Genomic DNA, 25968 nt, shown 5'->3' with positions numbered 1-25968 from the left:
TGGAGCTGGAGCTGGAGCTGGAGCTGGAGCTGGAGCTGGAGCTGGAGCTGGAGCTATCTCTGTCTTTGTGGAAGAAGATGTGTCTGAGCTTGAGTTAGTGCTGCTAGAAGCTGTTGAGGCTTCTGGCTTAATTTCAGGTTTCTCTTTATCTGTACAAGCACTTAGTTGAATAACTAAGAGAATTGCTCCTATGCCTACAACAAATCTATTCATCAGCTTAATGCTTCTTAGGTTTTTAACCAGAAAGTCACTGGGCCATTATTAATTAAATGGACTTTCATATCTGCACCAAATACACCTGATTGTAGTTCATGCCCTTGCGTTTGAATCTGTGTGCAAAAATAATCAAATAGCTGTTTGCCTTGTTCAGGTGGCGCGGCAGGGGTGAAGCTTGGGCGATTACCTTTTTGCGTATCGGCTGGTAAAGTAAACTGTGGTACCACTAATAGGCCACCTTGAATATCCAGCAAAGAGCGATTCATGCGGCCTTCGTTATCTTCAAAGATTCGATAATTTAAGACTCGTTCTAGTAGACGCTTGGCTTGTGTTTCGGTATCAGCGCGCTCGACGCCTAGTAGCAGTAAAATACCCGTTTGAATTTGCCCAACCGTATGGCCAGCAACCACTACCTTAGCTTCGAGTACGCGCTGAATTAAGCCAATCATAGCAACTGGTCAGCCATGAATTCAGTAGCTTTGACTAGAGCCGCTTGAATCGCTGGTTCACTCGCCGCATGCCCACAATCAGGAATAATTGCAAAATCAGCGCTCGGCCAGACTTCATGTAGAGCGTAGGCTTGTTCAAGTGGGCAAATCATATCGTAACGCCCATGTACAATCATGCCCGGAATACTTGCCAGTTTAGACGCATTTTTTAGGAGCTGATCAGGCTCAAAGAAGGCACGGTTCATAAAATAATGTGCTTCAATCCGCGCCACACTCATGGCAGTAAAAGGGCTGGAGAAATGATCAACCGTACTTTCCTTGGGCGACAGATTAGCAGTACGACCTTCCCAAATCGACCAAGCTTTAGCGGCTTGCATGCGCGCAATTTCATTCTGCCCAGTCAAACGCTTGTAATAGGCTTGCAGTAGATTATCGCGTTCTGCCTCTGGAATGGGGCTAATAAAATCTTGCCAAAAGTCGGGGAAAATATAGCTCGCCCCATCTTGATAGAACCAATCAATATCGCGCGGACGACACAGAAAAATTCCACGTAGAATTAAACCAGACACTCGTTCCGGATGTGTCTGGGCGTAGGCTAAACCTAAGGTCGAACCCCAAGAACCGCCAAATACCACCCATTTTTCAATCTTTAACTCTTGGCGAATGCGCTCAATATCAGCGACTAAATGCCAAGTCGTATTATTGGTGAGTTCTGCATGGGGTGTGGAGCGCCCACAGCCGCGCTGATCAAACAGCACAATTCGATAGCGCTCAGGATCAAAAAATTGTCGATGCCAGCTTTCACAACCGGAACCTGGCCCACCATGTAGAAATATCACGGGTAACCCTTCAGGATTACCGGACTCTTCTACATATAAAGTATGCATGGAGTCGACTGGTAAAAAGAAATGGCGATTATCACGAATCGGTGGGAACAAGGTCTTCATGCAGCTGGCTCCTCAGCTTCTAAGAGACGCCGCGCTTCAGTAAATTTGGCTTGTTCTTCAGCAGGTAGTTCGGGGTATTCTAAATTCATGGCTTCTAAGGTTTTGACAATCGTTTCTGCAACGGCAACGCGCATATAGGCTTTGTCATCGGCAGGAATCGCATACCAAGGTGCATATTTACTGGAAGTGGCTTTCAAAGCTTCTGCGTAAGCGGCCATGTATTCGTCCCAATGCTGGCGCTCCATGACATCGCCTGCAGAAAACTTCCAGTTTTTATCTTGTTCATCCAGTCGAGCTAAGAAGCGGTTTTTCTGTTCTTGTTTGGACACATTCAACCAGAATTTTAAGATAATTGTACCATTACGCGCTAAATGCTTTTCATGATCTTTAATCGATTCATAGCGTTCCTCCCAAAGTTTATCGAGCTTCGAGACTTTAGGTAGGTTTTGCCCTGCTAAATAATTGGGATGTACACGCACCACTAAGACTTCTTCGTAATAACTACGGTTAAAGACACCAATACGCCCTCGCTCCGGTAAGCAACGAGCCGTGCGCCAAAGGAAATCATGATCTAATTCTTCTGCAGAAGGCTGTTTAAAAGAAAAGACTTGGCAACCGGCAGGATTAACACCCTTTAAAATGGCTTTGATCGTGCTGTCTTTACCTGCTGCATCCATCGCCTGAAAGATTAATAACAGTGAGTATTGATCAGCGGCATATAAGGTTTGTTGAAGTTTATCGATCTTTTTAGTTAGCTTTTTTAATTGATCATCTAATTCTTCTTCAGTTTCCGCATGGTCTGCAGAAGTTTTTGCTTCATGGAGCTTAAACGAGCCATCAAATGGTATTCGGTAGCGCTCAGGAAAATCGAACATAAACTAGCTCCTCATCGCGTTTTTCTAAGTTGGTTATAGTCTGCCAGAGATGCTTAGGAGCTGCATTAGTTAAAAAATATCATTCATCTTATTTATCTTGAAATAAGCGAAAACTATGCAATAAGATGCCTAGACCTAATAACAATAATGATAACAAGGGGACAGTCTATGAAGAAGGCTCTTCAGCGCAGTGCACTAGCCTTATGTGTACTGACTTTAGCGGGGTGTGGTGGTGGTGATGGTAACCAGCTTTCCAATGGTGGTGGCTCAGGTGGTACTGGTGGCACTACTGATACCAGCGCAAAATCCTTAGAAGTTTCAGCCAGCTCTCGGCAGTTAGGCTCCAGTGGTGATAAGCCAGTGACGATTTCTGCGATTGCAAAGGATGCGAATAATAATACGCTAAAAGATACTACGATTCAGTTCGCGGTTAATAATAACGGAACTATTGAAGCAGATAGCACAACCTCTGCAGGTAGTGTTAAAACAGCAGCACTAACGCCGGGCTTAGAAAATCCAGAAAATCGTACACTAACAGTAACTGTTAAAGCAGGTACTTTAGTTAAAACACTTGATGTTGCAGTAATCGGTACTAGTGTAGTTTTAGATGGACCAGCTCGCATCGGTTTGAATGCACCCACAACCTTCACCGCTAAATTGAAAGATTCAGCAGGAAAAGCAATAACAAATGAGACTATTAAAGTTAGTTCAAGCTTAAATAACGCTCTAACTCCTGTATCAGGTTCAGGCTTTGTGACAGATGCAAATGGGGAATTACAGTTTAAGTTAAATGCAGCAGTGAGTGGTGCAGATACTATTACAGTGTCAGCTTTAGGAGCGACTAGTACTAAGGCGGTTGATGTTTCTGGGGATGATTTTGCATTAACCAGTACTAATAAAGAAATTAAAGTCAACACAGCTGAAGGGATAACGATGCTGTGGACCCGTAATGGCCAACCACAGGCTAATAAAACTATTAAACTGGCTGCTACACGTGGCAATTTAAGAGATTTACAAGATACAAAAGACTTATTGAGTGTAGCAACTGACGCTCAAGGTAAGGCAAGTTTTGCTATCAAGTCAACAACAGCAGGTACTACTATTATTAGTGCTACTGATGCTGAAACGGGTTTATCTGCAAGTTTAGCCCGAGAGTTTGTTGCTATCAGCCCTACTGCTTTAAATATGCAAGTTGAGCAAGAAATTATTGCACCAGAGGCTAGTACAAATGTGATTGCAGTGGTTCAAGATGATCATGACAATCCTGTAAAAAATCAAGTGGTTGCCTTTAGTTTTAATGATACCGTTGGTGGGAGTCTCAGTAGCACCACGGCAACTACAGATTCTTTAGGTAAAGCAACCGTAGGCTACACTGCTGGTAATGCCTCTAGTGCTAAAGACGGTGTAGTAATCAAAAGTACCTTACAAAGTAATGCTGATATTCACGATGAAGTAAAGCTAACTGTGGGTGGTCGAGCTCTACGTTTAGTCTTAGGCGAAGACGAGAAAATAACTGAATCAGATGTTTTCTATACTAAAACTTTTGGTGTCATTGTAACCGATAGTTCTGGTAATCCATCGGCAGGCAAAAAGGTTAATTTCTCAATCAGCCCGTTAAATTATTATAAAGGAAGAGCTGTGGGCTGTGGTGGCACCGCAGCTGATGGCACTGTAATTAAAAAATGGGTTTATGCTGCAGGTAGTTCAGCTAGTGCCATCGCAAATTCACCGGTGAAATGCCCCAACGAAGATTTAGATAAAGATGGTTGGTTAGATTTACCTAATGAAGATACCAATAACAATGGTACTTTAGAGCCAACTCATGCAGCGACTGTAACCTCAAGTGGCGTAACTGATGCTAATGGTAAGACTACAGCAACTATCACTTATCCACAGAGTGAGGCTCTATGGAGTGAAGTGCGCTTAACAGCAACGATTCAAGATAGTGGTACAGAGTTTATAGAAAGTACTGATTTTGTGCTTCCAATGCTAGCTGCAGACGCGGCCAATTGTGATGTTAGCCCTCCTAATGCTATCAGTCCTTATGGGGTAGCCAATGCTACTGGTACTGATGCTGATTGTAAGCTGCCATAACAATTAGAGCTTAAGTGCAAAAGAGAGCCACCTAAGCGGTGGCTTTTCTTTTTCAACTCACTACCATAAAGTTCTAGTCTTTGGAGATTTCCATGCAAGCGGCTAAGCAATTATTGGAGCTTTATAATCTCGGTCTGAATGCAGTGAAGGGTGATAATGCGGTTTATAACGCACTAATGGCGCAAGGTACACAAGAGTCTTGCCATGTTATCGCTATTGGTAAGGCAGCGGAAGCCATGTATCAAGGCGTGGAGCGCTATCTAGATAAAGATATTAAGAGTGCTTTGCTGATTAGTAAGTATGGGCATTTTTCTCCTGAACTATTAGCTGAGCGCAGACTGATTGCTTTAGAAGCAGCCCATCCAATACCTGCGGAGTCTTCATTGTTAGCGGGTCAAACCCTATTGCATTATTTAAAGCATTTGCCCGCTAAAGAGCCGATCCTGTTTTTGATTTCGGGTGGAGCTTCGAGTCTTTGTGAGGTTTTAGAAGAGGGTTGGAGTTTAGAAAAATTACAGCTTGCTACTCAAGCTAAGCTGGCTGATGGAGCTTCGATTGCTGAAATTAATCACATGCGTAAGCAGCTATCGAAAATTAAGGGCGGTAAGCTCTGGCAGTTTATTAGTGAGCGCCCAGTGGCTTGTTTATTGATTTCTGATGTGCAAACCGATGATCCTGCTCTTATTGGTTCTGGACTCTTATTTCCAGCACCTCCGCAGCGTGAGTTTACGTGGCAAATAGTGGCGAGTAATCCACAAATGCTGAGCGCGATTCAAGCTGCGAATGTAGCGAATGTAGTAACTGAAATTAAATTGATGCCTGAGTTCTTAGCAGGGGAAGCTGAAGAAGAGGCGAAAAGCTGTGTGGAGCTTTTAAAAGCTCAGCCAGATGGCATCTATATTTGGGGTGGAGAAACGACGGTTAAATTACCAGAGAATCCGGAGTGCGGTGGACGCAATCAGCATTTTGCCTTAGCCGCTGCTATCGCTTTAGAAAATAACCCAGAAATTACCCTGCTCTGTGCAGCGACGGATGGCACTGATGGTGTGACTGAAGATACTGGCGCTTTGGTCGATGGGCAGACTGTAGCGCGTGGTCGTTTAGAAAACCTTGATCCAATTGATTGCTTAAGACGTGCTGATGCAGGTACATTTCTAGCCGCTAGCGGTGATCTGCTTCATACAGGGCCGACTGGTACTAATGTTATGGATCTTGTTATTGCACTCAAAACCTCATGCCCAACTTAGCAAACGACCTTTATACCGCTGCTCTAAACTGTTTATTAATGACTGATCCTGACGAGAAAATTAGCTTAGCTCCAAAGCTTCAGCAAGCTTGGTTAGCGGGTGAATTGATACGTCCGGAGCAGATTGATCCTGCCAAAAAAATAGCAGTGCCGGGTCGCCCTGCCAAACCTGAACTCGTTCTACCTAAGCAAATGAAGCAGCGTAAATTGCATCATTTAGAAGGGCGGATTGCTCTGTTACATGCGGTGGCACATATTGAATTTAATGCGATTAATTTAGCTTTAGATGCTGTGTATCGTTTTCGGGAGATGCCGGATGCTTATTACAATGATTGGTTGCAAGTAGCTGCTGAGGAGGCTTATCACTTCGCTTTAGTACGCACGCGCTTACGTGAATTGGGTGCAGATTATGGTGATTTACCGGCGCATAATGGCTTATGGGAGCATGCCTTAAAAACCGATCATGATGTGCTGGTAAGGATGGCTTTAGTACCAAGGGTTTTGGAGGCTCGCGGTTTAGATGTGACTCCACCGATGATGGCGCGCTTACAAGAAGTAGGGGATAACGCTACGGCTGAAGTATTAGCGATTATTCTGCGCGATGAAGTCGGGCATGTACGGATGGGTTCGCATTGGTATCGTTATTGTTGCGACTTACGTGGTTTAGAACCTGAAAGCACCTTCCGTCACTTATTGCGTGAGGTACTGCAAGCACCAGTGCGTGGCCCTTTTTATACCGAAGGGCGCTTGCAGGCTGGTTTTAGTGCGAGTGAATTAGAACAATTGCAGCAGCTTGAGGAAAATTGGCTGGCAGAAATCAGCGTTTAGCTGTTCAACATATTATTCACATGCTCAGTAAAAATATCAGGAGTTTGCACATGTGGTAAATGCCCAGCCTCTTCAATCATGGCTAGGTGTGCATGGGGGAAGTAAGTTTGCGCGATTTGCCAACGCTCAGGTTGGAGATAATCCGATTGTCCACCACCAATGAATAAAGTCGGGCCGTGATAGCGTAAATCAGTTTCATGGAAAGCAGTAATACTTAAATAATGTCGAGCAATTTCGCTTAGGTTACATTGCCAAGTAAATTTGCCATTTTCATCCCACTTGAGATTTTTTAGTAAAAAAGCACGCTCAAAAGGCTGCTTAATCGTTGGTGCTAACCATTGATCTGCTTCCTTGCGACTTTTAAAGCTGGCTAAGGGCATGGTCAACATGGCTTGAATAATTGCCTGATGACGTGGGGGGTAATTTACTGGGGCAATATCCACGACAATCAGCTTTTTTAAACGCTCAGGATGCTCTAATGCGAGCCAAATTGAGGCTTTGCCCCCCATCGAGTGACCCATTAGATCAAATTGATCTAGCTGCAAATGATTGGCGACTGCCAATACATCTTGTACCATCAGACGATAATTCATGCCTTCAACATGCGGGGAACCACCATGATTCCGCATATCAATGGCAATAATACTGCGTTCAGTTTGTTGTTTGCTCGCAAAGGTATGCCAATTATCCAATGAGCCTAATAAGCCATGTAATACTAACAGTGGGTGCTGTAAATTATCCGCATCGCCATAAATCCGATAATTAAGCATTAAAGTTTTCCCCTAATGCAGTAATTTGCTGAAGAATGTTTTCACGCTTTTCTAATGGCAAAGTTGGCACATTATAGAAAACTTCGTATTGGATATTCTTAATCCCACAGAAGGATAAAGTGCCATCCGTCATGGGGCGATGAATTAAGGTTTCTGAATCATTCGCTTGGAAAAAGCTTTTATCGCTGCCTGCGGTAATGAGAACTAATGCCTTTTTATGTTTGAGTAAACCAATCGGGCCTGCAGCAGAATAAGCAAAGGCGACTCCATTAGTGAGTACATGGTCAAACCAGCCTTTTAATATAGCAGGGCGACCATACCACCACAGTGGATAGATAAAAACTAAGCCTTCTGCCCACAGTAAAGCTTCTTGTTCATGTGCAATTTTCTCAGGGATAACGCCGGTTTGGAGGCTAGCTAATTCGCTAGCTCGTAAGACTGGGTCAAATTCTTCGGTATATAAGTCTTTAACGCGAACTTCATGCCCTGCGGATACTAAGCCTTTTTGGCAGTATTCTAACATGGCATGATTGAAGCTAGCAGGATTTGGATGAGCGTAAACAATTAATATGCGCATAGTGGGAGCTACTTTAGTTAGTGAACTGTGTTATTCGCTAAATCCACTACGTTTTCTGTGAATAAGCGTGTGGCATCAACTGAATCAACAACATACTTAGCATTACAAAACTCACAAGTCACGCTGATATTATCCTGTTCGCTTAAAATGGATTGCACTTCTTCTTCACCTAAAGAACGCAGCATGGTTTCAATTTTATGACGGCTACAGTTGCAATGAAATTTAATGGATTTTGGATCAAAGAGCCTTGGGGTTTCTTCATGGAAGAGACGATAGAGTAAATCTTCAGCAGGAAGATCACGTAATTCTTCTACCGTTAAAGTATCTAAAAGTAGTGATACCCGATTCCAATCTTCAGCTTGAGCTTCTACTTGTTCAGAGCTAGCGTATTTATCCTCAGGTAAACGCTGTAAGAGTAAGCCCGCACAACTATGATGGTCAGAAGTAAGCCATAAACGTGTTGGTAATTGTTCAGAACGTGCAAAATACTGTTCTAAAGCTTGGGTTAAATTTCCACCTTCTAAGGCGATAATTCCCTGATAACGTTCGTGATTACTCGCTGCCTCTAAAGTGATGGCAATATGCCCTGTGCCAAAAATAGTGGCTAAATCGCTGTCTTCTTCAGGCACGCTGGTCCATTGAGCTAAGCCGCGTACTTCGCCTTGCGGTGTAGCGTGGACTACTAATAAATGCACAGGGCCATCTCCACGAATTTGCAAAATTAGTGAGCCTGTATGTTTGACTGTGGCGGATAATAAAACAGCAGCACTTAAAGCTTCGCCCAAAACCTTGCGTATTACAGGGGGATAATCAGCACGCTCTAAAAGTTGATGCCAAGATGTTTCTAAATGTACCCATTCCCCGCGAATATTCGCTTTTTCTAGGATAAAACGCCGTAAAATATCTCTTCTCATGCAAGAATCAGCCTTGTAGCTACTACCTTTAGTTTCAGTGTGTGATAAAATTCCCGCGCAATGCCTACTTGGGGAATATGGTTGGTGAACTTATCATATAAGTTGGCTTGCCCAAACCCCCGCTGGTTGCTACATTTACGCAGGAAATTTGGGCCGACCTGATTTGAGGCATGGATAACTAGGACCATTAAGGACAACTTCACGGTCCCCCTCTCATAATTTTTAGCTTTTGCCGGACTTTACAACAATGTTCAAAGCCATTTCTGGTTTATTCTCCAATGATATTTCAGTAGATCTTGGGACAGCCAATACCCTTATTTATATGCGCGGAAAGGGCATTGTTCTCAATGAGCCTTCAGTAGTTGCTATCCGGCAAGATCGTGGCCCCGGCGGACCTAAATCTATTGAAGCGGTCGGTGCTGAAGCGAAAAAAATGTTAGGGCGTACACCAGAAAATATTACTGCGATTCGTCCAATGAAAGATGGGGTCATTGCCGACTTCACTTACACCGAAAAAATGCTGCAACATTTTATTCGTAAAGTTGATTCGGGTCGTATCCTGCGTCCAAGCCCGCGTGTGGTCATCTGTGTGCCTTGTGGTGCGACTCAAGTTGAGCGGCGTGCAATTAAAGATTCTGCTTTGGGTGCAGGTGCGCGCAAGGTTTATTTGATCGAAGAGCCGATGGCTGCTGCGATTGGTGCAGGCATTCCAGTCGATGAAGCGATTGGCTCAATGGTATTAGACATCGGTGGTGGCACCTCAGAAGTCGCTATCATGTCCCTACGTGGGATTGTTTATTCGGCTTCAGTTCGCATCGGCGGCGACCGTTTAGATGAAGCAATCATTAGCTATGTGCGTCGTAACTACGGCATGTTGATCGGTGAAGCAACCGCTGAGCGGATTAAGTGCGAAATCGGTTCGGCGTATCCTGGTAAAGAGTTATTAGAGATTGAGGTTAAAGGTCGGAATCTCTCAGAAGGTGTGCCGCGTGCCTTTACTTTAACCAGCAATGAAATTCTTGAGGCCTTACAAGAGCCACTTTTTGGAATTGTAAGCTCAGTTAAAACCGCTTTAGAACAAACTCCACCAGAATTAGGTGCAGACGTGGCGGATCGTGGGATTGTACTGACTGGTGGTGGTGCTTTATTGCGTGACCTTGATCGCCTCTTAATGGAAGAAACTGGAATTCCGGTGGTCATTGCTGATGATCCATTAACTTGTGTGGCACGCGGTGGTGGTAAAATTCTAGAAATCTTAGAAGCTGAAGGGGATGCATTCCTTGCTACTGATTAAGCGCTGCTAAGGTTTGCTCAATAATATAAATAATGAATACCTCTAGCAGTCACTTTCAGGGTAGATAACAGGGAGCCTAGACTGCCATTAACGATACTGATTATCACGCAACACCGGGCTTATCCTTTCAGTTTGTGCTTCTACTGATTGCAGCTTTGTCTTTGATGGCAGTGGATTATCGTAATCCAGCTGCCACTAAACCTGTGCGCACCGGTTTTGCCATTGTTGCCTATCCTCTACAACGGATGGTGGATGCGCCTTTTAATCTCTATACCAAAGTAACTGGCTTTTTCGCTAATCAAACGCATTTGGCCAGTGAAAACTCGGCTTTAAAAGAACAACTGCGGCTTTATTCTGTGCAATACCGCGATATGCAGGTTTTAGAGCAGCAAAATGCCCGCCTGCGTGAGCTACTCAAAGTTGATAAGAGAGTGGGCTATACCTTCACTATGGCTGAAGTGATTGCAGCTTCAGATGAACGTGGTCGGCAAGTCGTCACCTTAAATAAAGGCTCGCGCGATGGGGTACATGAAAAGCAAGTTGTATTAGCAGAAGGGGGGAATATCTACGGGCAGGTCGTTGAAGTCACCCCCTTTAGTTCTAAAGTCATGGAATTGACTGATCGCCAACATGCGATTCCGGTGCGGAATTTACGTACAGGGATGCGGGCACTCGCCAATGGTACGGGGAAGGCGGATATTCTAGAGTTGAAAAGTATTGTGGCTGGTAGCAGTAGTAATGTCCAAGATGGTGATGTGTTTGTAAGCTCCGGCTTAGATATGTTATTTCCACCAGATTTTCCTGTTGCAAAAGTTATTCCGAATGGTGTGCAGTATATTTCGGGTGATCCTTTTGCGAATATTAGCGCTAAGCCGATGATTAATTTCGATAATACCCGTGAAGTCTTATTGTTGTGGCGGATTAGTCCTTCACCAGTAGAAATGTTGCCAGCTATACCACCCGCAGCACCTACTGCTCCTGCCAAACCAGCGGATATTAAGAATAAGAAAGACGAGAAAACTAAAAAAGACGAGAAGCCAGCGAACAAACCAACCACAGCCAGTAAGCCAGCAGGGCATCCGCAATGATTGAGAATTTACCACGCTTCCCCGGTGCTATCTGGTTAACCTTATTGATTGGCTTAGGTTTAAATAATGTGCCCCTGCCTCCTGAGTGGTCTTACTGGCGTCCAGATTTTGTGGTGTTAAGTTTGATTCATTGGGCTTTGTGTATGCGTCAGAATGTGAATCTGTTTGTAGCTTTCTTCATGGGGTTATTGGCGGATACGATTTCTTATGCACTGCTTGGGCAACATGCCTTAGGTTATGTGCTCGTCACTTATTTTGCAGTGCGCCTCAGTTTGCGGATGTCCGCAGAAGCCTTCTTGCAGCAGTTTGCTTTGATCTTCATTGTAGTTGGCATCTTTATGCTGATAAATCTGTGGATTAGAGGAGTGACTGGCAATATTGGCCCTGGTTTACTCTATTGGATGCCACTGTTGAGTAGCTTATTGGTTTGGCCGATTTATCATGGGATTCTGGGCTATTTTTACGTACCCCGTAAAATGGTTTGATTGCACGACAGTTCTTACCACTTCTCGTTATACTGCCACCTTATAGTAGGTGAATTGCGCCAGCTCCTTGAGTTTTGTTACCTTAGACCCCACTAATAGAAATTAACTTTAAGTTAAGGAGCTTGTCCATGAGTGCAACTAATGCCTGCACTGATTTGTCTTGCACTGTCTTACCAGATATTGCAAGCCAACCGCATGCAGGGCCAAAAGGTAGTCTAAACTGGGTCGGCATGAGTGCCATCGAAATCCCAGTTTTGGTACTGAACTCTACCGGCGAAAAGATTCAAACGCTTGCACGGGTACAAGCTTATGTGAATTTAATCGATCCCAATAGCAAAGGGATTCATATGTCACGCCTGTACTTAGCACTGGATAATTTGCTCAGTATGCATGAGCTTACGCCAGAATTATTGCGCAAAACGGTCACGCAGTTTGTAGAGTCCCACGGTAATTTAAGTAATGCCGCTTATCTGGAGTGCCGTTTCAATTATTTTGAAAAGCGTAGCTCTTTAGTCAGCGGTAATAGAGGCTGGAAGAATTATCCAGTACGTGTTGCTGCGACTTTACGTGGTCAACAGTTTGATTTGGAAGCACAAGTAGAGGTACCTTATTCCTCTACCTGCCCGTGTTCAGCAGCTTTGGCGCGCCAATTGATTCAAGAGGGTTTTCGTGACCAATTTGGCGAGGGAGTCGTCAATGCAAACACAGTGTATGACTGGTTAGGTACGACGCAAGGCATCAGTGCCACTCCCCATAGTCAACGTAGTATGGCGCAAGTGAAAGTGAAATTAGCGGAAAAAATCCGCAATTTACCACTCACTAGCCTAATTGATCGTATTGAGAATGCTTTACAGACTCCAGTGCAAGCGGCGGTTAAACGTGAAGATGAACAAGAGTTTGCACGTTTGAATGCAGCCAACTTAATGTTCTGTGAAGATGCAGCCCGTCGCTTGAAACTCGCGATGTCAGAAGATATTTCAGTGCGTGATTTCTGGATTCGTGTCAATCACTTAGAAAGTCTGCATGCGCATGATGCTGTCTCTGTCGTGGTGAAGGGTATTGATGGCGGTTATCAAGACGATCCGCATGATTATATGAGCTGTTGATGTATACGCTGGATACGCTGCCGTTTCAGAATCGCTTTGCGCAATTACCTGCGCATTTTTATGCGCGGGTGAGGCCTACACCTTTAGCCAATGCACAGCTGTTTAGCTTTAATGCGGCAGCAGCGCAACTGATTCAGTTAGATCCAAGGGAAGCACAGAATCCAGCTTTTACTGCTTATTTTAATGGTGAACGAGCTTGGGAAGGCACTCAGCCCATTTCCATGCTCTATGCGGGTCACCAGTTTGGAACTTATGTGCCACAACTTGGAGATGGGCGTGCGATTATTCTTGGGGAGACCCAAGGTTGGGAGCTGCAATTAAAAGGCTCTGGGCCAACCCCATTCTCACGTTTTAGTGATGGGCGGGCAGTCATCCGTTCTACGGTGCGTGAGTATTTGTGCTCAGAGGCGATGCAGGCTTTAGGCATTCCTACGACTCGTGCTTTATGCATGTTGGTGAGTGATGAAGAGGTATATCGCGAGCGTCTTGAGCAGGGTGCTCTATTAGTCCGCATGTCACCATCCCATGTCCGCTTTGGTAGCTTTGAAGTGTTTTTCCATCGTCGTCAATATGAGCAGCTCAAGCAACTGGCAGACTTCGTTCTAGCTAATCATTTTCCTGAATTGCAATCGACAGCGGAGCCGTATCTGGGTTTACTGGAAACGGTCGTGAAGCGTACTGCACGCTTGATGGCGCAATGGCAGTGTGTAGGTTTTGCGCATGGGGTGATGAATACCGACAATATGTCCATTCTTGGGCTGACCTTAGATTATGGCCCTTATGGCTTTTTAGATGTCTATGATCCGGGTTTTATCTGTAATCATACTGACCAAGCAGGGCGCTATGCCTTTGATCAGCAGCCTTCAATTGGTTTATGGAATCTCAATGCTTTAGCCCACACTTTTTTGCCTTTACTAGCAGAGGACCCGGATGAGGCCGTTGAAAAAGCCCGTTCCGCTCTACTCCAATATCAAGCTGAATTTGATCAGGCTTGGCTGACTGGAATGCGTGCTAAATTGGGCTTACAGCAGGCAGTTGAGACTGATGAAGGTTTAATCGCTGATTTATTAATTAAGATGCAGCAGAATTTAGTCGATTACACGATTTTCTTTCGCCGTCTAAGTAAGCTTGGTTTACAAGCCAATCAATCTGAATCTACTTTGCGTGATTTATTTGTAGAGCGAAGTGCTTTCGATGCTTGGGCTATTCAGTATCGTGAACGCTTGCTACAAGAACAGTCGGTCGATATTGAGCGGCAAGCACGCATGCAGCAAGTGAATCCAGTTTATATTTTGCGGAATTATATGGCTCAGCAAGCGATTGCCAAGGCAGAGCAGGGTGATGCCAGTGAAGTGGATTTATTGTTAAAACTACTGCAACAGCCATTTACTGAGCAGGCAGGGATGGAAAGCTATAGCGATCATCCACCCGCTTGGGCGGATAGTATTAGTGTCAGTTGCTCTTCGTGAAGCTTTCTTCGACAATGCGCGCTTAGCAATTATCTTAAGTATGCAATGACTCATCCCGATTGGCAGCGCCTTGAACCTTATCTGAAACAATATGGTAAGAGTTGCTTAAGCTATTCTAGCTTGCAAGCAGGCATGCAGTATTATCTTGAAGAGGGCATTGGCTTTATTGCCTATTTGCCATTTCGCCATCCCTTATTTGCACCTTTAGGGCGGAAGATTATCTTAGCTGATCCAATTTGTGCATCGGATCAAGCCGAAGGTTTATTACGGCGCTTCATCCAGTTGCATAAACGTGTAATCGTTTTGCAATGCACTGCACCGATTGGCCAAATTCTCGAACAACTGGGTTATGAAGTGAATCATTTTGGTCAAGAAGCTGAACTACCCATTCCTTTTGATTTAGCGGGTAAAGAACGCTCCAAATTACGTCAATGGCGGAATAAATGTGAGCGGGAAGGCGTGACGGTCGAAGAGCGCGCGCTTTCAGCTTGTAACATGAGTGAAATTGAGGCTTTATCTAAAGAGTGGATGCAGGAAAAAGGTGGCAAGGAACTCATTCTTCTAACTCGGCCTTTTGTGCCTACCGATGAACCCGATGTACGTTGCTTTTGGGCACGGCAGCAGGGAAAGTTAATAGGCTTAGCGATTTTTGATCCGATGTACGAGCAAGGCAAGATTGTCGGCTATTATCATAATTTTGACCGAATTACTGCCGCTGCACCGAATGGCCTGAGTGTCTTTATTATTCTTGAAGCTATTCGAATTTTTGAGCAAGAAGGCGTGCAAAAAGTCTCCTTAGGCTTAATGCCTTTGTATGTACTACGTAAGCATTTTCGCCATAATGAATTCACTATGAAAGGCTTAAAATATGCCTATCGTAAACTCAATCATCTGTATCCCTTTCAAGGCAATATTAGCCATAAGAAAAAATTTCATGGGCAGCGTCAGCCTGTTTATTTTTCATCAACACAGGGCAATCGTTTATGGGAGATGATTATTCTGATGAAAGCCATGCGCATGATTTAAGCTAAGTAAGTGTAGCGACGCCATACACTGAGCTGTTATAAACTAAACAACCATGTTTAAAGCCAAGAGATAAACGCCTATGACTCCACAATTATCCAGAAAACCTACCACGGTTGCTTTTATCGGTGCCGGCAATATGGCACGCAGTCTGATTGTGGGTATGTTGCAAGAGGCAGGTAATCTACAGATTCGGGTGTCTGATCCGGATCAGAATCAGTTGGATGTAATTCGTAGTTATGGCAGTCAGATTTTCACTAGTACAGATAATGCCGCCACGCTTCAAGATGCTGATGTTGTTGTCTTAGCGGTGAAGCCACAAGTCATGCGTACCGTGATCGAACCTTTGCAAGACTTAGCCCAAAAGCAACGCCCCATGTTCGTGTCGGTTGCCGCAGGGATTCGTGAGGCATCTTTGAATGCCTGGTTGGGCGGTAATTTACCCATTGTACGCTGTATGCCAAATACACCGGCTTTAGTCAAAGCAGGTGCCACCGGTTTATATGCGAATGCACAGGTTTCCAAGGAGCAGCGTAGCCTGGCAGAAAGCATATTACGCACTGTTGGAATTACCTTGTGGTTTGAGGATGAGGCTAAACTGGATGCTGTAACTGCAGTCTCAGGGAGTGGCCCGGCTTATTTCTTCTTAGTGATGGAAGCGATGCAGGCTGCAGCAGAGTCTTTAGGTTTAAAGCCAGAAGATGCCCATCTGTTAGTGGTGCAAACCGCTTTGGGTGCGGCGCGTTTGGCTTTAGAAAGTGATCAACAACCGGCTGATTTGCGTAAGCAAGTGACGTCTAAAGGGGGTACTACCGAGGCTGCTTTAAATACCTTAAATGCGGGCGGCTTAGTGCCTCTTTTTGCTGAGGCTTTAAAAGCTTCTGCACAACGCTCGAAAGAATTGGCAGCAGCGAATAGTTAGGAGCTTTCATGGTTTTTCAAAATATTGCGGTATTTCTGATTTCAACGCTGTTTTCACTCTATATTGGTGCGGTGTTACTGCGGTTTCTATTGGCTTTAGTCAGAGCTGATTTTTATAACCCGCTCTCGCAGTTTCTTGTCAAGATCACTAATCCAGTGCTGGTTCCTTTACGCCGTTTTGTTCCGCCGATTGGCAAGATTGATAGTGCTTCTTTAGTGCTTGCGTTCACTTTAAAGCTGATTGCAGCTACTTTATTAATGAGTATCCAAGGACTGGATGCTGGGGTAGGTGGCTTATTACTAGCCGTGCTGGCTGATCTAATTCGCACTGTGGTATGGATATTCATGGTCGCTTTAATTGTGCAGGCGATTATGAGTTGGGTGGGTAATAGTTATGGGAATCCGATGGGTTCTTTATTAGATAGTTTAACTGCCCCAATGCTTGATCCGATTCGGAAATTCGTCCCCCTGATTGGAATGGTCGATTTATCACCACTAGTCGCTATTTTGTTGTTACAAGTGGTGTTAATTGCGCTGGGTGGTTTCCCTAATATTTGAAGCTTGGCTAAGCAAACTAAGCGGTTTGCTTAGCCTGCCTTTTTAGCTGAGTGGTTGATTTAGTTTAGATAACTTGTTTAATCAAACGCTCATTCATCGTATTAAATCCCCAACCAATTACGGTAAGCCATAATCCTGCATTAAGTAGCTCAATAGCTAAGCAGAGGCTGAGTTTTGTATGAGCGTTGAATAAATTAGAAACCAATAAAGTGGCCAGCACTAAACTGATCAAACCTGAAACTATCAGCCAGCTCCATTCACGAGCAGGGCGTAACCGATAGGCATAAGTAATTTTTAAAAGACCCAAAAGAACTAACAGGCTGGTGACTACATGCAAGGTGGCAATTTGTACTAAAGGATTTTGGAGAATTGCCACAGCAAGTAAGACAAGGAGGGTGCCGAATAACAACCACCAGCGAAAACTTTCAGTACCATGTACACGTAGGGCTTGGAAGAGCTGAAAAAAACCACAAGCTAGATAAGTCCAACCAGTGATTATTTCAGCATTCGCTTTAGTCAATAAGGGGATCGTGATCGCTAATACCCCTCCCAACAAGAGGATACAGCCAAGGACTAGAAAATGATCCCAATTTTTACCCAGTTCAATGACCCGCAGACGTGCCTCGCGGGATATGCCAATCAACAGTTCCATTGTAGAGAGTCTCCCAACCTTCCTATTTGGTAATTGTAGTTTACAGTCCTAATGGTTAGTGCAAAAAATGCTCAGACACCCTGTTCTTCAGCTTGAATGCGGGTGGCCATGACTTTATCAATCCGTGTGCCGTCCATGTCCACTACTTCTAGACGCCAACCCTCCCATTCGCAATGGTCAGCCTCTTGGGGTAAGCGGCCTAAAAGTAGCATTAGCATTCCACTAATCGTGTGATAGCGTCCTTTATCTTCTTCTGGGACGGTACGAATATCCAGACGATCTTTCAGTTCAGGGATGGGAATTAAGCCATCTAGTAACCAGCTACCGTCCTCGCGTTGTACGGCCCAAGTATCATCTTGGTGCTGGGGTTTAAACTCACCCATAATCGCTTCCATCATATCATGTAGAGTAACGATCCCTTGAATTTCACCGTATTCATCAATAATAAAAACTAACTGGCTACCCGAGTCTTTAAAGTTTTCTAATAACTCAATCCCTGTTAAGGATTCAGGCACAAAAGCAGCCGGGCGGAGGTTTTTAGTTAGATCAATTGGTTCACCACTCAGATTTTGGTTCAATAAGCGGCTGGTGCTGGCCACGCCTAAAACTTCTTTCCAATTCCCTTTGACCACGGGGAAGCGTGAATAGCGGCTGGTTTGGATCAGCTCCAGATTTTCTTCTAAAGGACGATCCACATCTAAATAAGCTACATCACTGCGCGGCACCATAAAGGAAGAGATTTGCCGATCATCTAAGCGGAATACATTCCGCACCATTTGATGCTCTTGCGCTTCAATTACCCCCGCTTCGGAACCTTCACTCAATAATAAATGAATATCTTCTTCCGTTACTGAAGAGCGTCCATCATCTTTTGCACCCAATAAACTTAATAATAGGCGTGTAGAGCCAGAAAGCAACATAACAAAAGGTTTCGTGATAATCGCTAGCCACCACATTGGAGTTGCTACAAAGCGTGCAATCGCTTCAGGGTTCATCTGTCCGACCCGTTTGGGTACTAATTCACCTAGCACGATGGAGAAATAAGTAATACTAACGACCACTAAACCAGTGGCTAAGGGGCTGGCGATATGTTCTTCTAAACCTAAACTTTGCAGCCAAGTACTGAAAGGGGGGCTTAAAGCTGCTTCACCAACGATTCCGTTTAACACGCCAATCGAGGTAATGCCGATTTGAACTGCGGAAAGAAAAAAGGTTGGGTCTTCGCCTAAGCGTAGGGCGAGTGCAGCATTGTCATCACCTTGCTGAGCAAGGTTCTGTAAGCGCGCTTTACGGGCAGCGACTAAGGCAATTTCCGACATGGCAAAAAAGCCATTCAATAAAATCAGGCCAAATAAAATGGCAACGTCCACAGTTTAATAATCCCCGTCAAAAATGAATGGCAGGGATTATAGCATTTTTAACGCTAGGTCTGTATGGCGGGTACTTAGTCGATATAAAACTGCGTGAAATTATTCACAGCTTCGCGCTCAGTACGATAGCTATTAATCGCAGCCGTGGTGTCTTCATAGCCTAAAGCCATCCCACAAACCACGATTTGATCCTTATCGTAGCCTAGGAACTCTCGAACAATATCTGGATATTCGCCTAAGGCAGCCTGAGGGCAGGTAGCTAAACCTTGCTCAACCGCCGCGAGCATGACTGATTGCAAAAACATGCCATAGTCTAAATAAGAACCCGTATCCATGATCTTATCAATGAAAAATAGCAGCATTACTGGAGCATCAAACGAGCGGTAGTTCGCCACCCACTGTTCTGCACGCCGCTCTTTATCTTCTTTGCCAATTTTAAGTGCACTATACAGTTGCAAACCACACACCCGTCGCCGTGCTAAAAAGGGATCTTTCCACTCATCAGGATAATAAGAATAATCCATTCCGCCTTTCACCCCACTGCGATAAGCGCTCTCAATCTTGTCCTGCAGCTCACGCTTTTTTTCACCCATAAATACCGCTACCTGCCAAGGTTGGGTATTAGTGCCCGAAGGTGCCCAACGTGCCGCATCTAGAATTTGCTCAATAGTTTCACGACTGACGGGTTTATCTAAAAAAGCGCGAGTGGATTTTCGAGCCTGCAATGCTTCGCTTACCTTCATTATCCTTTTCCTGTTTTGGGGTAAACCTGTACTGTAACGGAAGCTGAACTTAGGCTCTAGTACCAAGGCAGCGCATCCTTTAAATCAAGCCTGACTCTGCCACTGAGTAAAGCGTTTCGCCAGTACGGGGGCAAGCTGTTTATAATTCTCCCAAGTATCCGCCACACTACAAAATTCCATCGTGGTTTCACCGCGTACTTTGAACACTTGGGCATAATCATCTAGGTAGTTGGATTCATAATACCAACTGGCAAAAGCATTGCCGTCTTCACTTAAATCCTCAGCCATGAGCTTGCAGTCACAAAGATCGACCAAAAATGCTCTGCCAGTCATTTTTTTAGACTTTACTTGTTCAAGCTCTGTTGATGCACTGGCTTGGAGGTCTTCAGACACTAGATCATGTCTAATCAGCCAAGCCATAAACATACCGATATGGGTAGCGCCTGCTTCGTTGGGTAGGTCATCGCTTTCAAAATTGAGGAAGTAAAATTCTGCATCATCGTATTTCATAGAGCGCCTGCTAGTAATTATTAGAGTTATTCGGCTGCTTAACTATGCATCCGCTATAGCGAACCGTGAATGAATTTGACAGGCAGATGAAACAGTTATGAGTGCAAGCTAAAGTGTTTATTCTTTAGTTGCAAAATTGATTTCTGAATTCCCATAGGACTTTAGGACTTGGGAAATAGTCACGTAATACTTTTCCAGCCAACGGCTGGAGGCTTGCTTAGCGAGGATATGGTTAGGGTCATTGATGAGTTGTTGCAACGCTTCGAGAGATTCCCAATAGTAAACTGTGGAGATTTTCCCGGTTTGCGGATTCTCCCACGCTTCCTCACCTAAATAACCAGGGATGACTTTAGCAGCTGCTGCGATTTTATTGTCGAGTTCATAGAATTCGGCATCGAATTCCTTGGCGATGAAGGTGAAAGTGGCGGTGTACATGCTGGCCTGAAGTGTTAGGTTAACAGCTTGGTTATAGCACTCATGGTAGATAAATCACTAGTGATGAAGGCTCAATTTATACAAAAAATGTGCGCACCAGTTCAGAACAGCGCTCAGCCTTTTAGCTTGTTTATCACAACTCACTTAACTACTATGTGTATAGGAATACACATTTTAGGGGTTCTATTGTGCGTACTAATATCATACTGGACGATACTCTCGTTAAAGAGGCCATCCGTCTAACTAATGTTCGCAGCAAGCGCGAGGTTGTTCATTTGGCTCTACAAGAGTTAGTGCGTTTGCGCCGTGAACAACAAAAACCTAGGCAAGAGTTCTTCAGTAACTATTTGCAAAAACCTATTGAGTTAGCTGATTTTAAACCAATATCACGGGAAGATATTTATGCCCGCTAAGGTTTTTCTGGATACTAAGATTTGGCTTTACTCATTAATCAAGTCAGATGAGGGAAAGTATCAGAGAGCGATAGACGTAATTACAGGGGAGGAGGGTATTTATAGCAGTGTGCAAGTTGCTAATGAAATTAGTATTAATCTAATACGTAAAGCAGGCAAAGATCAGACTTATATTCAAAATTTCCTATCAGAATTTATGGCAAGCTATCCAGTACTTGCACAGGAAAAAGAAGATTTACTGACGGCTGCTGGCTTACGCTTAGAATACAGTCTATCTTATTGGGATAGCTTGATTGTCGCAGTTGCTTTGCGTGCTGGTTGCAAGATTCTGTATTCAGAAGATATGCAGCATTATTTAAAGATTCGAGGGGACTTGTTGATTATTAATCCGTTTTTGAGTTAGTCAGCACCTTTAATACTGTTATGGCTACGACAAAGAAATTGAAGATTCTTTTGGTCATCTATTCCGTCATGTGAAAGAGGAATAACATGGTCAACAGTTAAGTTTGTTGTGCTATTTATAATGGCCACGCCAACGTCAAAATAATAAATATAGTGGGAAGCAAGGAGTGAGAATCATAGGCTATTACCGCGTTCGTCGTTGAGTAAATTGTTGGCGTTTAAATAACATAGTCTATAGTTGATTATTCTTCTAGTTCTTCTAATAAATCACTATAGCTTGTTTCTACAGTTTTAATTTTATATGCGATTTTAAGTTTTCTTGTTATTGGTTCAGACAAAGTATCAGCATAGATATTTGCTTCTACATCAATAGAACAGTCTTCTTCGGCACTAAGAAGAAGTTTTCTTGCGGGACTTACTTCTCTTTTAGGTTGGAGTGCTCTCATTTCAATATTCGTTGACCATAAAGTATCAGAAACACGATTAGCTTTGACACCATCATCTCCAATGGCAATCAATAGTTCATCTGAAGTTTCGATTTGCCTTTGAGCGTGTAATATGATTGGATGTTTGTTGGATTTGAGTTTTATTTCTAAAAAAACATCCCGAGCTCCAACCGTGCCTATATTTTTTAGCCAAAATCTTACAGGTATTCTTTTACTTTTCTCTATAAGTTTATCTACCTTATTTCTGTAATAGTCTTTATCTCTATTTCTAGTTTTCATTATTAAATCAAAAAGTTCTCTCTGCTCTTGTGATTTGGCTTCAGTGTTCTTAGGTTGATAATCTGGAATAGATCCGTAATCGGTAACTTTTAAGTTTGTGGAGTTTAATGTAAGTTGATCGCCAATTGCCTCGCCGGTCTCAACGTTTGCGAATTGAAAAAGAATATCTGTATAGGGGGTGCTGTTATTATTCTCAGCCCTGTTAGTTGAGCTAGCAAGCAAGGTTCGTAGTTGTATTTCTAATTGTTTTGAAAGTTTGTCGCGGAAATCTATTATGCCATTATAATTTTCAACCAGCGCATTTGGAAATGTTTTTTGTTTAAATTCCCTTAATTTTTTTAATTGCTCTAAGTCAATGTCATCAGGATTCTTACTTGATTTAGAAAAATACAACATCGCGAGTTTTCCATCATTTGCAACTCTTTCAATTTCTTCAAGTGTTCCACTAGCAGCCACTCCCGTCGGACTGCCAATTCTTGTCCAAAAAATCCCTACAAGTAAATCGCATTGATCAACAACCTGACGATTGATTACTTCTTGAGGGCGTTTCCCGTATTCTGGTGCTGAATGTGTTTCCCATCTCAATGGTAAAAGAACTAATTGACGTTCTGCAGAATTTAAATCATTCCATTCTTGAATTGTTTTTACAGCCGTATCCCTTTCTTCACTAACATCTCCTGGCGATGCTATTAATACTCTAAAAACTTGTGCTGTATAAGTCATAAATATTTTCCATAGTTTCTGGTTAGCAAGCCAATAGTTTACTAAGCGGAATCCCTATATTACAGAATAGACAGCCTTCGAATGCTTTCTGTACAAAGACTAGCTACTAGGATAGGCGAAAATTATGAAGCTACAATAAGTGATTATTGTCATAGAGAATTTCGCGGGCTGAGGTTTAATTGTTCAGAATTATACAGTCAATGCATAAAAAAATGCCAGTAGTTTGCGTGAGTGCTTTAGAGTCACCCTCTACCCATCCCATAAAACTCCTCATTCGCCCGCATCGACAGCATATTCGCCAGCCGATTACTCATCCCAAAGAAAGCAGCGACTCCGCCAATATCCCAAATATCTTCATCGCTAAAACCATGCTCACGGAGCAGGGCATAATCAGCATCATTCACTTCGTAAGCGGCTTGGGAAACTTTCATAGCAAAATCCAGCATGGCATGTTGGCGAGGGCTAATATCAGCTTTGCGGTAATTAATCGCGATTTGATCGGCAATTAAGGGATTTTTCGCGCGAATTCTTAAAATAGCCCCATGTGCGACTACACAATATTGGCATTGATTAGCATTCGAGGTTGCCACCACAATCATTTCGCGTTCGGCTTTAGTCAGTCCGCTTGGTTTTTCCATTAAAGCATCGTGATAAGCAAAAAAAGCGCGAAATTCATCGGGTCGATGAGCGAGAGCTAAAAAGACATTCGGAATAAAACCAGACTTTTCTTGAACCGCTTCAATCCGTGCACGAATATCGTCTGGCAAGCTGTCTAAACTAGGTATTGGAAAGCGGCTAATAGGAAAATCGCTCATGCAGCACATCCTCTACGTGGATTAATTAAATTCATAAAAAGCCGAACCACACAAGCTTTTAACCGGCGACGCATGTGAGGAGGGAACATGCGCATTCAACTCCAGCAAGGCTCGCCATCATCATTCTGGCTGCATTGAGTCCGTGTGGTCGGCTAAAGCGTAAGCGATCTTAAACTTTAGTCGTATTTACGAATATCGCTAATCACCACACCATCATTGGCAAGGCTGCCGAGCTCGACAAATTTCACTTCACCGCGCAGCTTACAAATATCCCGAATACTTGCGGCAATAGCTTGGCTTAAGTTTTCGCTTGGAGCAGCCGTTTCACAATGTAAACTGAGTTGATCCGCTTGATCACGCCATTCCACCACTAAACGGGCTTTGGTGATTTCAGGATGGCGCTTAATCACTTTATCCACCTGCGAAGGATGAATAAACATGCCGCGTACTTTCGCGGTTTGATCCGCCCGCCCCATCCAACCACGAATCCGTTTATTGGTACGTCCACATGGGCTTTGACCTGACATAATCGCCGAAAGATCACCGGTAGCAAAGCGAATTAGTGGGTAATCAGGATTCAGATTGGTGACGACAATTTCGCCCACTTCACCCTCAGCGACGGGATCACCCGTACCGGGGCGGACGATTTCTAGATAAATTCCTTCGTCAACGACTAAACCTTGTGCAGCTTCCGTTTCATAAGCAATCAAACCTAAATCAGCGGTGGCATAGGCTTGATAACAAGTGATCCCACGTTCTGCAAATTTGGCGCGGAAAGTAGGTGGATAAGCCTCACCACTGACCAAGCCATGCGTAATCGAACTAATGTCGATACCGAGTTCAGTCGCTTTATCTAAGAGAATATTTAAAAATGAGGGCGTGCCAACATAAGCATTCGGCCTTAAATCGGCAATCGTTTGTAGCTGTAGTTCGGTTTGCCCCACACCCGCTGGAATCACTGCACAACCCAGCGCATGTGCACCACTTTCCATCATCATACCTGCCGGGGTGAGGTGATAAGAAAACGTGTTATGTGCTAAATCACCTTGGCGAAAGCCTGCACAATATAAAGCCCGTGCTAAGCGCCAGAAATCTGGGCGACGAATTGAGCCAGGTTCATAAATAGGACCAGGGGAAGCGAAAATATGCGTGAGTGCCACACCTTGAATCGCTGCTAAGCCCCCAAAAGGCGGAGTCGCTTTTTGTAAGGCTGATAAATCCGATTTGCGCGTTATCGGTAGCGCCGCAATTGCAGCGGCTGAAGTGATTGTCGCAGGGTTCACTTCAGCCAGTAATTGGGTATAAGCAGGAGCATGTGCTTTGGCATGAGCCACCTGTTTAGCCACTGCGGCAATTAAGGCAGCTTCACGTTCGGCAGCATCGCGTGTTTCTAAAGAATCATAATAGTGGCTCACGCAGCATCCTCCCCTTAAGCCAACCAACGCTTACGCCGACGATAATGCTTCACATCGCGGAAGCTTTTCTTATCGCCACCACTGAGGCCGAGATAGAATTCTTTAACGTCTTCATTGGAGGCTAGATCAGTGGCAGCGCCATCCATTACTACTCGTCCATTTTCAAGAATATAGCCATAGGTGGCATAGCGTAAGGCAATCGAAGCATTCTGCTCAGCCAGCAGGAACGTCACACCTTCTTTCTGATTGAGGGTGCGCACAATCGTGAAAATCTCTTCCACGAGTTGGGGAGCTAAGCCCATCGAAGGTTCATCTAATAAAATCAATTTGGGGCGGGACATCATCGCGCGTCCAACCGCCACCATTTGCTGCTCCCCACCGGAGGTATAGCCCGCTTGGCTTTTACGGCGCACTTTCAAGCGTGGGAAATAGCTGTAAACCATTTCTAAATCATCCGCAACGGCTTTGCGCCCATCTTTGCGAATATACGCACCGGTCAATAAATTCTCTTCAACCGTTAAATGCTCGAAGCAATGGCGGCCTTCCATCACTTGGACGACACCGCGTTTGACGAGGTCATTAGGGGATAAATCCTCTACGCGCTGGCTTTCAAACTCAATCGAGCCTTTAGTCACTTCACCACGCTCAGTTTTGAGAATATTCGAAACCGATTTAATCGTGGTGGTTTTGCCAGCGCCATTTGCACCTAATAACGCCACTATCCCGCCTTTGGGTACTTCTAGCGAGATCCCTTTAAGTACCAGAATGACGTGATCGTAAATCACTTCAATATTCTTGATACTGAGCATTGAGTTTTCTGTCGTCATGGCTGTCCGTCAGTAGGGAGTTGCTAAGATTCCCTCCGTATTTGACCGAAACAATACGGAGGGAGAATCAGGCCGAAG

Annotated in this window: 29 protein-coding genes; 13 read left to right on the top strand and 16 right to left on the bottom strand. The window is 44.1% G+C overall.

Features of this window, described 5'->3' with window-relative positions; genetic code table 11:
- Positions 1-227: 227 nt before the first annotated feature.
- The 3 genes from dtd to Q0230_RS02390 are packed head-to-tail and all read right to left on the bottom strand — an operon-like array spanning position 228 to position 2487.
- Positions 228-665, bottom strand: coding sequence for a D-aminoacyl-tRNA deacylase (gene dtd / locus Q0230_RS02400; protein ID WP_298607785.1), 438 nt, complete (start codon positions 663-665; stop codon positions 228-230).
- Complete coding sequence (pip, locus tag Q0230_RS02395) at positions 662-1612, bottom strand: prolyl aminopeptidase (RefSeq protein ID WP_298607783.1); 951 nt, start codon at positions 1610-1612, stop codon at positions 662-664. The genes dtd and pip overlap by 4 nt, the downstream gene beginning before the upstream one ends.
- The gene (locus Q0230_RS02390) at positions 1609-2487 is read right to left on the bottom strand and encodes a polyphosphate kinase 2 family protein (protein ID WP_298607781.1); all 879 of its coding nucleotides are present in this window, start codon (positions 2485-2487) and stop codon (positions 1609-1611) included. Before Q0230_RS02390 ends, pip begins: the two co-directional genes overlap by 4 nt.
- Positions 2488-2655: 168 nt before the next feature.
- Between Q0230_RS02390 and Q0230_RS02385 the strand changes: the two genes are divergently transcribed.
- From Q0230_RS02385 to Q0230_RS02375, 3 genes are all read left to right on the top strand, one after another.
- A complete protein-coding gene (locus Q0230_RS02385; RefSeq protein ID WP_298607779.1) occupies positions 2656-4581 on the top strand; it encodes a hypothetical protein in 1926 nt (641 codons plus the stop codon).
- Positions 4582-4673: 92 nt separating this feature from the next.
- On the top strand, positions 4674-5828 hold the full coding sequence (locus Q0230_RS02380) for a DUF4147 domain-containing protein (protein WP_298607777.1): 1155 nt from the start codon (positions 4674-4676) through the stop codon (positions 5826-5828).
- Complete coding sequence (locus Q0230_RS02375; protein WP_298607776.1) at positions 5816-6655, top strand: ferritin-like domain-containing protein; 840 nt, start codon at positions 5816-5818, stop codon at positions 6653-6655. The genes Q0230_RS02380 and Q0230_RS02375 overlap by 13 nt, the downstream gene beginning before the upstream one ends.
- Here the strand turns inward: Q0230_RS02375 and Q0230_RS02370 are convergent.
- Genes Q0230_RS02370 through hslO form a run of 3 tightly spaced genes read right to left on the bottom strand, consistent with a single transcriptional unit; the run spans position 6652 to position 8916 of the window.
- Positions 6652-7425 (bottom strand): alpha/beta fold hydrolase, encoded by a 774-nt coding sequence (locus tag Q0230_RS02370; protein WP_298607774.1) that lies wholly within the window; start codon positions 7423-7425, stop codon positions 6652-6654. The two genes, Q0230_RS02375 and Q0230_RS02370, sit on opposite strands and share 4 nt — an antisense overlap.
- Positions 7418-8002 (bottom strand): NAD(P)H-dependent oxidoreductase, encoded by a 585-nt coding sequence (locus Q0230_RS02365; RefSeq protein WP_298607772.1) that lies wholly within the window; start codon positions 8000-8002, stop codon positions 7418-7420. Before Q0230_RS02365 ends, Q0230_RS02370 begins: the two co-directional genes overlap by 8 nt.
- A gap of 17 nt (positions 8003-8019) precedes the next feature.
- Positions 8020-8916, bottom strand: coding sequence for an Hsp33 family molecular chaperone HslO (gene hslO / locus Q0230_RS02360; protein ID WP_298607770.1), 897 nt, complete (start codon positions 8914-8916; stop codon positions 8020-8022).
- 247 nt (positions 8917-9163) lie between these two features.
- Here hslO and Q0230_RS02355 point away from each other — a divergent pair, with 247 nt between their 5' ends.
- The 8 genes from Q0230_RS02355 (at position 9164) to Q0230_RS02320 (ending at position 16860) form a co-directional block, all read left to right on the top strand.
- Positions 9164-10210 carry a rod shape-determining protein gene (locus tag Q0230_RS02355; RefSeq protein WP_078920834.1) on the top strand — a complete coding sequence of 349 codons (1047 nt, stop codon included), beginning with the start codon at positions 9164-9166 and terminating at the stop codon, positions 10208-10210.
- Positions 10211-10296: 86 nt separating this feature from the next.
- A complete protein-coding gene (gene mreC / locus Q0230_RS02350; protein ID WP_298607790.1) occupies positions 10297-11298 on the top strand; it encodes a rod shape-determining protein MreC in 1002 nt (333 codons plus the stop codon).
- Positions 11295-11783 carry a rod shape-determining protein MreD gene (gene mreD, locus Q0230_RS02345; RefSeq protein WP_298607766.1) on the top strand — a complete coding sequence of 163 codons (489 nt, stop codon included), beginning with the start codon at positions 11295-11297 and terminating at the stop codon, positions 11781-11783. The genes mreC and mreD overlap by 4 nt, the downstream gene beginning before the upstream one ends.
- Positions 11784-11911: 128 nt before the next feature.
- Positions 11912-12889 (top strand): GTP cyclohydrolase FolE2, encoded by a 978-nt coding sequence (gene folE2 / locus Q0230_RS02340; RefSeq protein WP_298607764.1) that lies wholly within the window; start codon positions 11912-11914, stop codon positions 12887-12889.
- Positions 12889-14358, top strand: a complete 1470-nt coding sequence (locus tag Q0230_RS02335; RefSeq protein ID WP_298607762.1) for a YdiU family protein — start codon at positions 12889-12891, stop codon at positions 14356-14358. Before folE2 ends, Q0230_RS02335 begins: the two co-directional genes overlap by 1 nt.
- A gap of 45 nt (positions 14359-14403) precedes the next feature.
- Positions 14404-15384: a DUF2156 domain-containing protein gene (locus tag Q0230_RS02330; RefSeq protein ID WP_298607760.1), complete on the top strand. Its 981-nt coding sequence runs from the start codon at positions 14404-14406 to the stop codon at positions 15382-15384.
- Between the two features lie 79 nt (positions 15385-15463).
- Entirely contained in the window at positions 15464-16303 is an 840-nt protein-coding gene (gene proC, locus Q0230_RS02325) for a pyrroline-5-carboxylate reductase (RefSeq protein ID WP_298607758.1), read from the top strand.
- A gap of 8 nt (positions 16304-16311) precedes the next feature.
- On the top strand, positions 16312-16860 hold the full coding sequence (locus Q0230_RS02320) for a YggT family protein (RefSeq protein WP_298607756.1): 549 nt from the start codon (positions 16312-16314) through the stop codon (positions 16858-16860).
- Between the two features lie 64 nt (positions 16861-16924).
- Here Q0230_RS02320 and Q0230_RS02315 read toward each other — a convergent pair whose 3' ends face one another.
- The 5 genes from Q0230_RS02315 to Q0230_RS02295 form a co-directional block, all read right to left on the bottom strand.
- Positions 16925-17512 carry an HdeD family acid-resistance protein gene (locus tag Q0230_RS02315; RefSeq protein WP_298607755.1) on the bottom strand — a complete coding sequence of 196 codons (588 nt, stop codon included), beginning with the start codon at positions 17510-17512 and terminating at the stop codon, positions 16925-16927.
- Positions 17513-17583: 71 nt separating this feature from the next.
- On the bottom strand, positions 17584-18882 hold the full coding sequence (locus Q0230_RS02310) for a hemolysin family protein (RefSeq protein ID WP_298607753.1): 1299 nt from the start codon (positions 18880-18882) through the stop codon (positions 17584-17586).
- 74 nt (positions 18883-18956) lie between these two features.
- Positions 18957-19625 (bottom strand): nitroreductase, encoded by a 669-nt coding sequence (locus tag Q0230_RS02305; protein ID WP_298607751.1) that lies wholly within the window; start codon positions 19623-19625, stop codon positions 18957-18959.
- Between the two features lie 84 nt (positions 19626-19709).
- On the bottom strand, positions 19710-20135 hold the full coding sequence (locus tag Q0230_RS02300; RefSeq protein ID WP_298607750.1) for a hypothetical protein: 426 nt from the start codon (positions 20133-20135) through the stop codon (positions 19710-19712).
- A 117-nt stretch (positions 20136-20252) separates the two neighbouring features.
- Positions 20253-20570 carry a hypothetical protein gene (locus Q0230_RS02295; protein WP_298607748.1) on the bottom strand — a complete coding sequence of 106 codons (318 nt, stop codon included), beginning with the start codon at positions 20568-20570 and terminating at the stop codon, positions 20253-20255.
- A 188-nt stretch (positions 20571-20758) separates the two neighbouring features.
- On the opposite strand from Q0230_RS02295, the gene Q0230_RS02290 reads away from it, so the two are divergent.
- The gene (locus tag Q0230_RS02290) at positions 20759-20983 is read left to right on the top strand and encodes a type II toxin-antitoxin system VapB family antitoxin (protein ID WP_298607746.1); all 225 of its coding nucleotides are present in this window, start codon (positions 20759-20761) and stop codon (positions 20981-20983) included.
- Complete coding sequence (locus Q0230_RS02285) at positions 20973-21386, top strand: PIN domain-containing protein (protein ID WP_298607745.1); 414 nt, start codon at positions 20973-20975, stop codon at positions 21384-21386. The genes Q0230_RS02290 and Q0230_RS02285 overlap by 11 nt, the downstream gene beginning before the upstream one ends.
- Here the strand turns inward: Q0230_RS02285 and Q0230_RS19660 are convergent.
- The 5 genes from Q0230_RS19660 to Q0230_RS02265 form a co-directional block, all read right to left on the bottom strand.
- Positions 21383-21514 (bottom strand): HNH endonuclease, encoded by a 132-nt coding sequence (locus tag Q0230_RS19660; RefSeq protein ID WP_367274120.1) that lies wholly within the window; start codon positions 21512-21514, stop codon positions 21383-21385. The two genes, Q0230_RS02285 and Q0230_RS19660, sit on opposite strands and share 4 nt — an antisense overlap.
- Positions 21515-21627: 113 nt before the next feature.
- Entirely contained in the window at positions 21628-22833 is a 1206-nt protein-coding gene (locus tag Q0230_RS02280) for a hypothetical protein (protein WP_298607744.1), read from the bottom strand.
- A gap of 242 nt (positions 22834-23075) precedes the next feature.
- Positions 23076-23648: a peroxidase-related enzyme gene (locus Q0230_RS02275; protein WP_298607742.1), complete on the bottom strand. Its 573-nt coding sequence runs from the start codon at positions 23646-23648 to the stop codon at positions 23076-23078.
- Positions 23649-23824: 176 nt separating this feature from the next.
- Positions 23825-25063, bottom strand: a complete 1239-nt coding sequence (locus Q0230_RS02270) for a phenylacetate--CoA ligase family protein (RefSeq protein WP_298607740.1) — start codon at positions 25061-25063, stop codon at positions 23825-23827.
- 14 nt (positions 25064-25077) lie between these two features.
- A complete protein-coding gene (locus Q0230_RS02265; RefSeq protein WP_298607739.1) occupies positions 25078-25890 on the bottom strand; it encodes an ABC transporter ATP-binding protein in 813 nt (270 codons plus the stop codon).
- Between the last annotated feature and the right edge of the window lie 78 nt (positions 25891-25968).

Source organism: uncultured Thiothrix sp. (assembly GCF_937876535.1).
In the GTDB taxonomy this organism is placed as follows: Bacteria; Pseudomonadota; Gammaproteobacteria; order Thiotrichales; family Thiotrichaceae; genus Thiolinea.
Note: the sequence above shows the minus strand (reverse complement) of the source record. Positions and strands in the feature narration are given on the sequence as shown.

Bases quoted from the DNA above. Each gene is read 5' to 3' on its own strand.
- Q0230_RS02365 (WP_298607772.1), bottom strand. From the start codon at position 8,002: ATGCGCATATTAATTGTTTACGCTCATCCAAATCCTGCTAGCTTCAAT.
- Q0230_RS02300 (WP_298607750.1), bottom strand. From the start codon at position 20,135: ATGAAATACGATGATGCAGAATTTTACTTCCTCAATTTTGAAAGCGAT.
- Q0230_RS02295 (WP_298607748.1), bottom strand. From the start codon at position 20,570: ATGTACACCGCCACTTTCACCTTCATCGCCAAGGAATTCGATGCCGAA.
- Q0230_RS02305 (WP_298607751.1), bottom strand. From the start codon at position 19,625: ATGAAGGTAAGCGAAGCATTGCAGGCTCGAAAATCCACTCGCGCTTTT.
- Q0230_RS02335 (WP_298607762.1), top strand. From the start codon at position 12,889: ATGTATACGCTGGATACGCTGCCGTTTCAGAATCGCTTTGCGCAATTA.
- Q0230_RS02355 (WP_078920834.1), top strand. From the start codon at position 9,164: ATGTTCAAAGCCATTTCTGGTTTATTCTCCAATGATATTTCAGTAGAT.
- Q0230_RS02285 (WP_298607745.1), top strand. From the start codon at position 20,973: ATGCCCGCTAAGGTTTTTCTGGATACTAAGATTTGGCTTTACTCATTA.
- folE2 (WP_298607764.1), top strand. From the start codon at position 11,912: ATGAGTGCAACTAATGCCTGCACTGATTTGTCTTGCACTGTCTTACCA.
- pip (WP_298607783.1), bottom strand. From the start codon at position 1,612: ATGAAGACCTTGTTCCCACCGATTCGTGATAATCGCCATTTCTTTTTA.
- proC (WP_298607758.1), top strand. From the start codon at position 15,464: ATGACTCCACAATTATCCAGAAAACCTACCACGGTTGCTTTTATCGGT.
- dtd (WP_298607785.1), bottom strand. From the start codon at position 665: ATGATTGGCTTAATTCAGCGCGTACTCGAAGCTAAGGTAGTGGTTGCT.
- mreD (WP_298607766.1), top strand. From the start codon at position 11,295: ATGATTGAGAATTTACCACGCTTCCCCGGTGCTATCTGGTTAACCTTA.
- Q0230_RS02275 (WP_298607742.1), bottom strand. From the start codon at position 23,648: ATGAGCGATTTTCCTATTAGCCGCTTTCCAATACCTAGTTTAGACAGC.
- Q0230_RS02375 (WP_298607776.1), top strand. From the start codon at position 5,816: ATGCCCAACTTAGCAAACGACCTTTATACCGCTGCTCTAAACTGTTTA.
- Q0230_RS02385 (WP_298607779.1), top strand. From the start codon at position 2,656: ATGAAGAAGGCTCTTCAGCGCAGTGCACTAGCCTTATGTGTACTGACT.
- Q0230_RS02370 (WP_298607774.1), bottom strand. From the start codon at position 7,425: ATGCTTAATTATCGGATTTATGGCGATGCGGATAATTTACAGCACCCA.
- Q0230_RS02390 (WP_298607781.1), bottom strand. From the start codon at position 2,487: ATGTTCGATTTTCCTGAGCGCTACCGAATACCATTTGATGGCTCGTTT.
- hslO (WP_298607770.1), bottom strand. From the start codon at position 8,916: ATGAGAAGAGATATTTTACGGCGTTTTATCCTAGAAAAAGCGAATATT.
- Q0230_RS02330 (WP_298607760.1), top strand. From the start codon at position 14,404: ATGACTCATCCCGATTGGCAGCGCCTTGAACCTTATCTGAAACAATAT.
- Q0230_RS02320 (WP_298607756.1), top strand. From the start codon at position 16,312: ATGGTTTTTCAAAATATTGCGGTATTTCTGATTTCAACGCTGTTTTCA.
- Q0230_RS02315 (WP_298607755.1), bottom strand. From the start codon at position 17,512: ATGGAACTGTTGATTGGCATATCCCGCGAGGCACGTCTGCGGGTCATT.
- Q0230_RS02280 (WP_298607744.1), bottom strand. From the start codon at position 22,833: ATGACTTATACAGCACAAGTTTTTAGAGTATTAATAGCATCGCCAGGA.
- Q0230_RS02265 (WP_298607739.1), bottom strand. From the start codon at position 25,890: ATGACGACAGAAAACTCAATGCTCAGTATCAAGAATATTGAAGTGATT.
- Q0230_RS02380 (WP_298607777.1), top strand. From the start codon at position 4,674: ATGCAAGCGGCTAAGCAATTATTGGAGCTTTATAATCTCGGTCTGAAT.